This window comes from Autumnicola psychrophila (assembly GCF_031846645.1).
Lineage (GTDB): Bacteria > Bacteroidota > Bacteroidia > Flavobacteriales > Flavobacteriaceae > Autumnicola > Autumnicola psychrophila.
In genome coordinates, this window is the sequence record NZ_JAVRHN010000001.1 from 306280 (window position 1) to 319986 (window position 13707).

The following is a 13707-nucleotide window of genomic DNA, read 5'->3' on the forward strand; positions in this document are numbered from 1 at the left end:
TTAAAAATTTATATCGAATCCAAAAGTGTAAACCTTTGAATTAGGATAAGCAGTTTCCCTATCTATATCGTCCCCATTTTGATTACTAAAACCTGCTTCTGGGTCGATAAAATCTAACTCACTTATTGTGAATAAATTTTGGCCTGTAACATAGAATCTAGCGCTTTGTATTCCTAATGTTTCGGTAAGGGATACTGGAAGAGTATAACCTAATTGAGCTGTTTTTAACCTTACAAATTTACTATCTACCATCCAGAAATCTGAAGTTTGAGTATTGTTAGCATAAGGACTCTGGGTAGCACGTGGATATCTTGCATTTTCTGTTTCAGGAGTCCACCTGTTATTATAATATTCTGTAGTAGTATTACTGCTGTTATTAGCAAAAGGTAAGGTATGAAAAGATTGATTTAAATCGAAGCTCATCATAGCAGATCCCTGGAAGAACAAACTCATGTCAAATCCTTTCCATGAAGCATTTGTTGTAAGTCCATACGTGATACCTGGATAAGCTGGATTTCCAATAACAGTTTCGTCATGAGCATCAATTACACCATCAGGTACTCCTTCTGGTCCACTTAAATCTGCATAACGTATATCTCCGGGATGTAAATCCCCAAATTGAGTTATCTCATATCCATCGGCGCTGTTAATAATTCCATCATTATTTACGTCATCTGAAGTTGTGAAAAGACCTAATGATTTGTAACCAAATGGAGTATCAAAAGCTCTTCCGGTTCTTCTTCGGTTTGGGTTATCAAAAGTAGCAGCTGTTTCAAAAACTTCTACCATTTCATTAGTAGAGTAACTGAAGTTACCATCTATTCCTAGCAATAGACCGTTTTCAAATGTGTAATTACTACCAATTACAAATTCAAACCCGTGGCTTTCCATAACTCCTGCATTTTCTTCCGATAGATCCAGACCATATTCTGCTGGCACACTAACTGCCGGCGGCAATAACATTCCGGTTCTTCTTTCTGAAAAATAATCTACTTCCAGGGTTAGAAGCCTATTCCAAAGAGAGGCGTCTAAACCTATATCAAATTTTGTCGCTATTTCCCAGGTCAAATTAGGGTTCGCTTCTAAAGGCACATAAGAACCCTGAACCATTCTTCCTGGTCCAAAAGCATAAGCATTTCCATATATGCTATAGCCCTGCTGATACTGAAAAGCAGAACCTGCCAAATTACCAGATTTACCCCATGACCCTCTAAGCTTAAGGTTTTGAATATAATCAATGTCATTCATAAATGATTCTTCAGAAATCCTCCAACCTGCTGCAAAAGCAGGGAAGTAGCCATATCTTTTTCCGGGAGCAAAAAAGTAGTGACCATCATATCGCCCGGTAGCCTCGAATAAGTACCTGTCATTATAAGCATACGTGAAACGATAAACATATCCTATTTGACTTCCTGTCTCTGAGGTACCATAGTTGTCATAATCGTTCCTGTCTGAACTTCCCATTCCCAGTTCATCAACATTAACAGCAAAATTGTTTCTTCTTGCATTGAAAGTTTCATAGGTATTGTTTCTTGCTTCTGCAACAAGCAATCCTGAGACATCATGAAGTCCAAATGTGTTTTGGTAATTAAGCATAGCTTGGTACGTAAAAGTCTCATTCTTTATATATTCCTGTTCAAGATAAGTATAGCTCACCGCATTTCCTTCATTTGCCGATATCTCCTCAGCGTACTCATAAGGATCGGTATTCAGATTCTGAGAGTAGAAGTAGAAAGGTCTATGCCAGTTTTTTATAGTTCTTTGATTAGGGTCGTAACTAAACTTACCTGTAAAACTTAATCCCTCTAGAAAAGATAATTTCTGGTCTACAGAAATACTCGTTAATAAGGTATTATTGTTATTTCTTGCATACCCACCACTTTGAAGAATGGCAACTGGTGATCGACCTGCAAATTCACCCCATAGACCATTGCTATAATAAATATTTCTAATTGGAATAAATTTAAACCCACTTCGAAACAATCCACTTGCCGTTTCTTCCGGATCCACACTCTCTGTTTTTTCGATTGAACCAATAACAGAAAGTGACACCTCTGTTGTACTGGTAACCTGGGATTGTAAATTCATATTGTAGTTATATCTATTATAACTCATTGGATCAAAATACCCCCCCTGATCAAAATAGCCGATTCCTGCGTAGTACCGGGTATTTTCCGAGCCACCACTTAACTGGATATTGTAATTTTGCATAGGCGCAGTCATCGACGTATACTCTGTAGGGTTGCTCTGAGGATACCTGTCGGGATCCTCTGCGCGTAATTGATTATAATTTGAAATAACGTCAGGATCAAAAGGAAGTTGACTCCCCTCCGGTACCTGGCCATTGTTTTCATTTAAAAAAGCTTCATTTCTCAAACGCATGTACTGTTGGGAATTCAACAAATCATCGTAGTAATCATAAGTAGGGGTTTGAATTCCGTAATAAGCATTTAACGTGAGTTGAGGTGCTCCACTCTTTCCTTTTTTAGTTGTGATGAGAACAACACCGTTAGCTCCACCCAAACCATAAGGAGCTACTGCTGCTGCATCTTTTAAAACAGACATGGACTCTATTGAGTTGGGATCAATTTGAGCAATATTGTCTCTAATAATACCATCAACAACAATTAATGGAGCGCTGCTCCCGGTTGTACCTATCCCTCTAATCTGGATTTGGGGACTATCCATACCCGGTTGCCCGCCGTTGGGTCTCATGCTAACCCCAGCCATTCTACCTGCAAGAGATTGGCTTATATTTGCAACAGGGTTTTCTGCTACATCACTCCCTGAAAGTGTGCTTACAGATCCCGTCATAGTAGATTTTCTCTGTGTACCATATCCTACAACAACAACTTCCTCTAAAGCTGCCGCATCTGCCTCTAGTACAATATCTATTTCACTGCTGGTTCCGACGACTTGTTCATATTCGGCCATTCCCACAAATGAGAAGACCAGTACAGCTTCACTCGAGCTAACATTAAGAGAATAATTTCCGTCAAAATCAGTCTGGGTTCCATTGGTAGTTCCTTTTTCTATAACATTAACAGCAGGAAGAGGGATACCATTTGCATCAGTAACGGTTCCAGTGACTGTGTTCTCCTGGGGTAATTCCTTAAAAGCAAAAGTATTATTACATACGAAAAGTAGGAATACAAAAACCAACAAAACTTTCCCTGCCCTTGAAAGGGCGTGGTTTTCATGGTCTTTTTTAGATGCTAGTCCTTTTGTAGTTTTTTTCATTTAGATTAGTGATTAGTTGTTCAACAAAATTTAATAATAGTAAAAACTTGAAATCGATTCCGGTATATTGCCTGAGGATAAAATATTGCAATAAGTATTAACAGTCACCTCTAAAATGCAGGTTACTGATAACATTATCAGAACCTTAATTTTAGGTACTGTTAAACTTTATTTTATTAAGTGCTGGATTTTATTAAGTGCCGGTTTGCTCCTTGTCTATTTATCCTGTAATTTTAACTCCATAATCCCTATGCCGGCTTGTTCTTCGGGATTGAGATTACGAAATACAAAGAACACATCATGAAGAGCTTCTTCATTAAAATCCTTTTTTAAAGAAACCACAGTTTCGGATCGCTCCCGCTCCTTCGCGCCCATTCCAAAAGTCTTCTCGCCAATTACATTTCCTTCAGCACTATCTAGACGTACTTCTATCACCCACCCTTCCTTTAAAGCCTGGCGTGCACCATAACTAAGAAGAATAGATTTAACATTCTTCAGGCTTATTTGAGAAAATTGTATCCAGCTGTCACTGCTGTTTACAAATTTTATCTCCCTTCCCCCCATGGTCATGTCAGAAACATCAGGAGACGATGCTGAAGATCCTAATGATAGTATTGGATTCTTAAGGATAAGGTTTTCAACGGTTGTAAGCGAAGGCATTTTATTACTGGCTTTATCTTTATAAGATGCTGAAAGAATGATATCGCCTTGTGGTTGTAGTTCAAATCTTTGTGAAGGAACAAATGATCCACTCATTGGCATTGATGGTTCTTTGGAATCTTCATTAGCAAGAGACAATATCCAGGTAACAATTTCTTTGGCATCAGATAACGGAAGATCTGGATGTGCAGCCATAGCCATATCTCCCCAATTGCCACTACCACCTTTTAAAATAGTTTCAGGCAAGAAATTCATTGCTTCAGGATTGTCTTTATATCTTTCTGCCATTTGCTTATAGGCAGGACCAACAGATTTTTCATCAATTTTATGGCATGCCACACAATCTAAAGATTCCATTTTTGCTTTACCAGGAAGACCTGTAGCCATAGGTTCTACGGTTGCCACGTGCAAAGCAGCCTGATCTGAGCTTTCAAGGTAATCTGTTTTTACATATCCACGTGCTTGCAAATCTTCCTCACTAATATTTCCGTCCTCAATATCTTCGACTGTAACGCTATATCTTACCGGGGTATTAGGCAAATAGAAATTTGGATTTCCTGTAATACCAATGGTCACCTTCGGACGAGTATTCCCTGCGTAAACTTCAACTTTAGGACTCTGTGAAGTTGAACCATTTCCATCTGACACTTTAAGTGTAACAGCATAGACTCCTTCAGATTCGTAAGTATGCTCGACATAAGGTTCATTGGTCTCTACCGTTTCACCATTTCCAAAATCCCATACATACGTTAATTTATCCCCATCAGGATCAAAAGTACCTTCTGCAGATGCTTTTATTGTTAGCGGCAACCCACCCGCATCCTTATCTAATAAGAACCGTACAACGGGCGCACGGTTACCACTGTTATAAGTAAGTACAGAAAGTGCCGCGCCTGGGTTTTGTGAGTACCAGCCTTTACCATATTCTACTGTATAAATTTGGCCATCTGGACCTACCTCCATATCACTTATAGCTTGAAAATCTGCACTTTCCATGAATGGTTCTATAGTTTGCAAATCTCCATTATCATCCATGGTGACTGCCATTATCCAGTCCCGAACCCAGTCATACATAAAAAATTTACCATTATAGTATTCCGGAAACCTTTTTTCCTCAGGGTAGTCATTTACATAATATACCGGTCCCGCCATAGAGGTACGCCCTCCTTTTCCAAGAACAGGATATTCACGGGAAATAGCGTAAGGATATTCAATAAAGGCCGGTTGCCCCTCTGGGAGCGTTTTTAACCCCGTGTTGTGACGGGAATTATTTTCAGGACTTTCAGGATCAAAAGCATCACCAGATTCTCCGGTGGCATAATTATATTCCCTGTAAGGGTAATTTTTCCCTATAAGGTAAGGCCACCCATAATTTCCTGCTTTTCGCGCCTGGTTAATCTCATCATAGCCTCTTGGACCCCTGGTAGATAAGCTGTCGTTATTAGCATCTGGGCCTACTTCCCCCCAATAGAGGTAATCTGTCTTCTTATCTACAGAAATACGGTACGGGTTACGAGTTCCCATTACATAAATTTCCGGGCGTGTTTGAGGCGAATCATCAGGAAAGAGATTTCCCTCAGGAATACTATAAGAGCCATCCTCATTTACATGAATACGAATAATTTTCCCTCTTAAATCTGCTGAGTTTCCGCTAGAACGGCGCGCATCATAATTTTCGTAGCCAGGGCGGTCATCCAAAGGGGCAAATCCATGTGTATTTATAGAAGTTGCTTTTCCTGTCGCCGGATCTATTTCATTGAAAGGAGTAGTGTTATCTCCTGTTGAAAGTAAAAGGTTTCCAGCAGAATCAAAAGCAATGGAGCCTCCCGTGTGGCAGCAAATTTCCCGCATCGTCTCTACATCCAAAATTACCTGTTCTGAATCAAGATCAAAATTTCCATTGTTAAACTGGAATCGGGATAAACGATCTACTGATTCTTCAACTGGTGAATAATACAGGTAAACCCAATTATTATTGGCAAAATCAGGATCTGCCTGCATTCCCAATACACCAAATTCGACATTAACTTTAGCTTCAAGCGGCTTATAATAAACATCCATCTCGGCCACAATGCTAAGTGTACTATCCTTGGAACTATAATATTTAATATTTCCTTTTCTTTCCGCTATCAGAATATCCAGATTTGGCAATATTGTAAGTTCTGTTGGCTCGTCAAGGCCCTCAGCAAGTATCTCCTTCGAAAAGCGATTTTCCTCCGGCACCTTTAAAGCCGTTGCTCTCTCATAATCTAAGAGATTATTTTCTCCAATAGCATAATCTATTCCTGCTTTAAGCAGGCTTAATACATTTGGATCCTGGTATGATTCCGGAGTATGTCCAAGAGCCATATAAAATCCCCGACCTCCATCATATTCATGATACCAGGCCATTGGATGATCTTCCCCCATTTCACCACCTTCATAACTATCCTCATCAATACTCAGTATTACGTTTACATTTTCAGGAAGCGATCTAAAGTTGTACCATTCATCTGTTGTCACCCAAGGGTTAGGTAAGGATTCTGTAACCGAAAAAGCTTCATCTTCGTGCACCTCCAGAGTAGCCTCCTGAATGGCGGGGTGGTTTTTAAAGTAGGTACCTATTAATTTCCCGTACCACGGCCAGTTATATTCTGAATCTACAGCTCCGTGCACACCAACATAGCCACCACCAGCTTGAATATATCTCTGGAACTCTACCTGCTCCCGGGTATTTAATACATCACCCGTAGTACTCATAAAAATAACAGCCGAATATTGCTTTAAAGTATCTTCTACAAACTTTTCCGAAATCGATGTAGTGTCTACTTCAAAACCATTCTCCTTTCCCAATGCCTGTACAGCCTTTACCCCGTCGGGAATTGAAGCATGTCTATAACCCGCAGTTTTAGTAAATACCAGCACCTTTGGATTTCCAGAACGTTTTTGATTTTTATCCGAACAGCTTATAACAAACAATACGGCAAAGAAAAAAATAGTTAAAAGGAGTAATTTGGATTTCATAAATAATCTGTGATTTTAGAGCTTAGGAACTTGAGCTTTTTTACTTATAGTAATTTTGACAATAATAAGATTTTATTTTAAAAATTTGCAAATATTTTAGCTAAATTTTTTGATAGTTACCATTGTTCGTTAATAAAACCTGAAGATATGGAAGGGTGTAAATTGTGAATTTCAATCTTTTTACAATTTAAAATACCAGAGAACCAAATATTTATGTCTAGGAAAAATTCGGATTTGATCCTTATTTTTCTATTCATTTTTAGTTTATCATGATCAGCCATAAAAATTCAGTTTCTTAATTCTTTCTTTAGATGGAAAAAGAGAAAAGGCAGAAGTGTACGTTTTAAACCTGGAATGCTGGTGGAGTCAAAAATTAACAGAAAAAGATAAATGCTGCCGTTAAGAGTTTAAGATTGAAGAATATATACACCAGCTTTTTTCTATAAAGGGTGCGGACTTCATTTAATTTGAACATATTTAATATCAATATTCAAACACAGCGAAAGTAAATAATAACAATTGAACAAAATGAAGAACAAGCCTTGGAACAATTCAGCAAAGGCAAGAGGCTTTTGGAAAGGATGGTGCTTTAGCACCAATGCAACAGAGTTTCACAGAAAAATCTATTGAATCAGAAATGGAAGGTTCTTTGAATAGCGATAAGCGAAACAAGGCAACAAGTGTAATAGAAGACGAAAAACTATCAAAACGAATAGACATGGGACAATAAATACCCAATGGTAATCGAAAGTTGGCAAAACAATTAGGGTCACTATCCGCACTACTTTAAATATAGCCAGCTAATCTGTAAACCAATTTACACCAATGCCAGGGAGGAGCTTAAGCGGCAACGCGCAAACCCAAACAAAAGGGACCTTTAAAAATGGAAATGTCCCTGTTGAAATTGGTCTATCTGTACACTTAATCATCCAATTGAAATGGACAACACCACTTCAAAATAGGAGCTTTTTGACGCCCTTACCCTGTAGCAACACAGTAAAATGCAAATTTTGGATAAAGCAAAAAAATCTTAAGCAGATGTTATTCAACAATAAATTTCCCCTTCATTATCGCATAATGACCAGGAAAGCTACAAATAAAATCATATGTCCCCGCTTCCGGCGCTTGGAATTCAATGGTTGTAGATTCTCCTCCTCCAAGAATTTCGGTATGTGCAATTACTTGTTCTCCATCTTCAGGAATATAATCATTATCTTCTGCCTGCATTGCTTTTTGCCCAAAAGAACTTATATCTACCCCTTGTTTTAGTAAAACAAAATTATGTCCCATAACTTTTTTATCCATTTCGCCTGTATGCTTCAGAGTAAGCTTCACTATACTACCGGCTTTAACTTTTATCTCTTCTTTGTTGAACTGCATCTGATCACTGGCCGAAATAGAAACCTCCACAATTCCATTTTCACTTTTATTCGAGATGTCTGAATCTGAATCTAAAGCTGGAGAACTGCTTTTAGAAATATTATCACTAACAACAATTTTATCCTCTTCTTGTTCCTGATTTTTTTCTCCACAAGCTATTGTTACCAGTACTGCAAAAAGCAAAAGAGCCTTATTATAATATGCCATTTTTAAAATTTATTTTTAATTAATTTATTTCAAGAGGAAAACATCTTGAGCCTTATCACGAATATATCATAAAATTCTAAAAACCCAATCCTGTATAGTACACAATTTCTATTTTTTTAAATGTGCCTTCCACAGCTCCAAATTAATTAAACTTTTCTAGTAAAAACAAAATTTTGTGTAGGTAATTTTAACGAACAAACGCCTTCTTACCCCCATTTACATGTTCTAGCATTAGTTCTACAATTGACAACCTCAAAGAAAGCATTCCATTTTATAATAATACTGAAACTTCCAGATTAAAAAATAGCTTATGGTAGGTTTAATAATTGCCGTTTTTTAAATCGAATATATTATTTCAAATTAATAAAGAAATATTATACTACAAGCCGATAATTGTCATTTTTGAAGAATCTCTTTTTTAAATGGAATTAGAATATGAGGAGATAAATTCGCTGAAGCTAGTATACCTTTTTAACTACTGATTTTTAATTGATTATACTCAAATATGCTTCCTTTGGCAGAAGTTCGTGTGTTTTTCGATCATCATGAGATGCTGAAAAAGAATTCAGCACCTCATAATCAAATACTATAGATCGAAAATTGACATTTTTTGAGGCAGCTATAAATCACGAGTTCGATTACATATTCAAAAATACCAACCTATCACATTTTTTTCATTTAATAAATAAGACTAGGTCTTTAAATAGAGTTTTGCTGTTGATGTTCTTCTTTTTCACTTAAATTTTGAAGTTCATCTAATGTCCAGGCCTTATTCCTCCCGCTGTGTTCCTTCCTAATCACCTTTACTTCCTCGGGTGTGACTACCGGCGAAGTTATCTTCCTTACCGGGAACCCTGATTTGGTATCTACCGGAGTAGGAGCCATTCCAGGAATTTCTCCAGGTTTTCTTGGTGGACGACCTCCTAATTCGTGCCTTATATAGCTGAGCACTGAGGCAATCCATTCATCATCATTGGCCTGCATTCCCGGCATTACGCTTGAATACTTTTTTCCATCGACAGGACCTTCCAGCCCATGCAAGAGAATTCTGGTTAATGTCTTTTTTTTTGTAAAAGCTAAACGATCAGAATCCTCCAGGGGAGGAGCTACCATCGTACTTCCTCCTATCGCTAATCCCCTGCCTTCAGGCCCATGACAGCTTGCGCAAAGGGAATTGAAAATTCCTGCTCCCCGAAGGATTAGCTCTCTGTCTCCTTCCGGCATACTACCAAGGCTCTTTCCAAAGGTTCTTACTTGTTCATTTTTGTCCAAAGCATCTTTAGTGGCTACCAACATTTCATTATCCGGGTTTTCTGCTAATATTTCACTGATAATACCCCGTGCCTTATGTGATTTACTGTTATACAGCGAAAGGAGGAGTTGAGTGCGTACATCATAATTTTCATCATTTTTCAACTCACCAACCATGGCAATCATTTCCTCGTCATTCTCCTCCAAATATGTTTCACTTATCCACACCGCTGTTCTTCTTACCTGAGGATGTTCGTCTTCTAAGGCTGTTTTTAAAACCTTTTTATCAATAGCCTCTAAACCTTCGAGAGTCCATAAAGCATGGATTCTTGCAAGATGACCTGCCCCTTTGGAGAACAAGTCACTTTTTGCTGTTGCCATTTGTTTAAGTGCGGGAACAACAGTTTTATCACCCCGAACAATTATTTCTTTTTGTGCCTGATCCCGCCACCATCCATTGGGATGATTTAAACCTAAAAGCAAGTCACTGCTGGATTCCTCCAGCATTTTCGGTTTTGGTCCTGGTTTATAATCTTCGTGCACTACCCTATAAATCCTGCCATGGCCAACATTTTCTGCCAGGCCAAGACTATCAATTTTTTTCCGCAGAAAAGAACCTGGTTTTGTCCAGTTGCCCTGCTGGATTATTCCCCGGTGCATATCTACAATATAAAGTTGTCCATCTGGGCCTGTGGCAGTATTTACGGGGCGGAAGTTCATATCTGTAGAGGATATAAATTCTTGTTGCTGATAGGTGTTTTTTAAAATTGTTTTTCCGTCCTGATTTACAATTTCGGCTCTTCTTACAGCTCTTGCCACAGGTTCACAAACAATATAGTCTCCCACAAAATCCTGTGGAAGCCCGTCTCCCCGAAAAATAGACTGCCCACACGGAGCTGTAAAATGATTTAGCGTTTCATTTTCCCGTAGTCTCAGCGGACCTCCCTGGACATCTGGTGTGGGAATTATTGGCCAGACTTTAGAAAATTCTGCCGAATATTGATCAGGAAAATCAAGCGACCCATACGCCGGGTTTATCTGAAAACCTAAAGCAGGTATCTCTCCTCCTGCCCTCGAATAAAATATACGTCCATAATTATCATGCGTTACTCCCCATTGCCCACCTGAGCCGCTTACCAGGGTATCTACTTCCACCGTTCCATTTGTATAACGAAAACGTATTGGATCGTAGGTAACGTACATCCAATTATCCAAATTCCAGTCCAGACCACTACGCTGATGCTCCATATTAGCATCATTTAATACATAATCCTCATTTTTGTAAATCAGCTTTTTCTCATCAGCCTTTCCGTCTCCGTTGGTATCTTTGTAACTATGAATGTTTATTGTATTAGTTTCGTTAACCAGAAGTTCATTGTTTACACTCTGAAGCATCCGGGGTAACAAAAGACTGTCGATAAAGACTGTGCTTTTGTCCATTTTACCATCATTATCTGTATCTTCCAACAACGAAATTCTGCTCATTTGCTCCTGCTCACCAGTGGCATCTGCATCCTGCATATACGTTAACATTTCAGCTACATACATCCGCGCATTTCCATCCCATGCAATAGCTACCGGCTCCTTAATCATAGGCTCGCTGGCAACCAACTCCAGGTGGTAGCCTTTAGGTAAATAAAATGTTTCCATGCTTTCTTCCGGGGACATATATGATCCTGAAGGATTGGGATTAAAGGCGGGTTTGGGACCAAAAGCATCCTGTTCTTTTTCCCGGGAAGTCGTGCAATAAGTAAATAATAAAGACAAACAGAACAATCCAGTGATATAAGTTGTTTTCATACAAATTCAGTTGATGTGAGAAAGGAAATTTTATAGGTCTTCCATTACATAAGAGAAAGATTTAGGTTAAATAGCCTAATTAACAGGAGCATCATTTAGCGGATAACCTCTCTTTTCTTCGAGGGTCATTCTATTCACCAAATCATTTACCCGATCTTCAAAGTCCAGTTCAGGGCTCATGTAAAGAAAGTTCTTATATAATTCCTGAGCGTGTGAAGATTACCGGCAAATCCGAAAATAAACAGTAAAATTAAAAACTGTTTTTAATTAGGTTCTGCTGAAATAGCTAATGATGCTTTATCTGTTGAAATTTTTTGAAAAGTTAAATCTTTTCTAAATAAAAAGACCGGGAGTTAATGAAGATCACGTGTAACCTCAGAGCCAGAACCTCCAATCAGAAAATCCAGATCAGCACCTTTATCAGCCTGCTGTACATGTTCAATGTACATTTTTACATAGCCTCTGGTGGCTAACGGAGAAGGGGGAATCCACGCAGCTTTTCGTTCTTGTAGTTCTTCTTCACTCACGTCTAAATGAAGCCTTCTTTTTTCTACATCGAGCTCAATCATATCACCATTCTGAACAAGAGCCAGGGTTCCTCCAACTGCAGATTCAGGAGATACATGCAGCACTACAGTTCCAGCGGCTGTACCACTCATTCTACCGTCAGATATCCGTACCATATCCCTAATTCCTTTTCGAAGAATTTTCTCAGGGAGATCCACATTCCCTACTTCCGGCATACCGGGATAACCTTTTGGCCCTACTCCTTTTAAGACGATTACACAGTTTTCATCAATATCCAGATCAGGATCATCAATACGAGCATGGTAATCTTCAATAGTTTCAAAAACTACCGCCCTCCCGCGATGCTTCATAAGTTCTTTAGTGGCGGCCGATGGTTTAATGATCGCACCCTGTTCACATAAGTTGCCCTTAAGAACAGCAATACCGGCATCTTGCTGAAAAGGTTTATCAATAGTTGCAATAACATCTGTATTGTAACACGTGGCATCAGCGGTATTTTCTCCAATACCCCGACCATTCACAGTTATGGCATCCTTATGAAGGTATTTCTTTATTTCCTTAATCACTACTGGTAAACCTCCCGCATAATAGAAATCTTCCATCAGGTATTCTCCCGATGGTTTAAGATTGGCCATTAAAGGAATTTTACTTGCTATCTGGTCAAAATCTTCCAGCTTCAAATCCACTCCCATTCTTCCGGCAATAGCCAACAAATGAACAAGGAAATTGGTAGAGCCTCCTATAGCTGAATTTACTACCATGGAATTTTCAAATGCTTCCCTGGTTAAAATTTTTGAAAGTTTCAGATCTTCTTTTACCATTTCGACAATTCTTCTGCCAGATAGCTGTGCCATCACTTTTTTCCTGGAATCTACCGCCGGAATGGCTGCTGCTCCAGGAAGGGTCAGACCGAGTGCTTCTACCATACAAGCCATGGAAGAAGCTGTTCCCATAGTCATACAATGCCCCTGGCTACGTGCAGCACCTATTTCCATAGCGCGAATATCTTCATCGGTGAAATTATCCACCTTCTGCTTTTCCTTGTGCAGCCAGTTAAAAGATCCTGAACCCACGCATTGTCCTTTATAGCGGCCATTAAGCATTGGTCCTCCCGGGACCACAATGGTTGGCAGATCTACACTGCAGGCACCCATTACCGTAGATGGTGTTGTTTTATCACAGCCGGTGAGCAGCACGATCCCATCCAGCGGATTGGCCCGAATCGACTCTTCTGTATCCATGGCAGCCAGATTCCGGAAAAGCATAGTGGTTGGACGCATAATAGTTTCACCAAGGGAGGTAACCGGAAATTCTAATGGGAAACCTCCGGCTTCAACCACCCCTCTTTTTACCACTTCGGCAAAATCACGTAGATGACCATTACATGGTGTAAGGTCAGACCACGTATTACAAATCCCAATAACAGGTTTTCCTTCAAAATAATCATCAGGATAGCCCTGATTTCGCAACCAGGAGCGGTGAACGAATCCCATTTTATCAGATTTTCCAAACCAATCGTAACTTCTTAGTTTCTTATCTTCACTCATATCTAATGCTCCGGCTTCACCGGAATTTATTTGAATAATAAAATTTATTGTATAAATCAGTACACAATTATTTACCGGACTGATTCTGCAG

At 39.1% G+C, this 13707-nt stretch carries 5 protein-coding genes; all 5 read right to left on the reverse strand.

Annotation, left to right across the window (positions count from 1 at the left end; translation table 11 throughout):
• Nucleotides 1-3240, reverse strand: a complete 3240-nt coding sequence (locus RM541_RS01260) for a SusC/RagA family TonB-linked outer membrane protein (protein WP_311498414.1) — start codon at nucleotides 3238-3240, stop codon at nucleotides 1-3.
• A gap of 216 nt (nucleotides 3241-3456) precedes the next feature.
• On the reverse strand, nucleotides 3457-6903 hold the full coding sequence (locus RM541_RS01265; protein ID WP_311498415.1) for a ThuA domain-containing protein: 3447 nt from the start codon (nucleotides 6901-6903) through the stop codon (nucleotides 3457-3459).
• A gap of 1041 nt (nucleotides 6904-7944) precedes the next feature.
• Nucleotides 7945-8490 (reverse strand): azurin, encoded by a 546-nt coding sequence (azu, locus tag RM541_RS01270; RefSeq protein ID WP_311498416.1) that lies wholly within the window; start codon nucleotides 8488-8490, stop codon nucleotides 7945-7947.
• 699 nt (nucleotides 8491-9189) lie between these two features.
• Entirely contained in the window at nucleotides 9190-11541 is a 2352-nt protein-coding gene (locus tag RM541_RS01275; protein ID WP_311498417.1) for a DUF7133 domain-containing protein, read from the reverse strand.
• 353 nt (nucleotides 11542-11894) lie between these two features.
• Complete coding sequence (locus tag RM541_RS01280) at nucleotides 11895-13616, reverse strand: IlvD/Edd family dehydratase (protein ID WP_311498418.1); 1722 nt, start codon at nucleotides 13614-13616, stop codon at nucleotides 11895-11897.
• Nucleotides 13617-13707 lie beyond the last annotated feature (91 nt).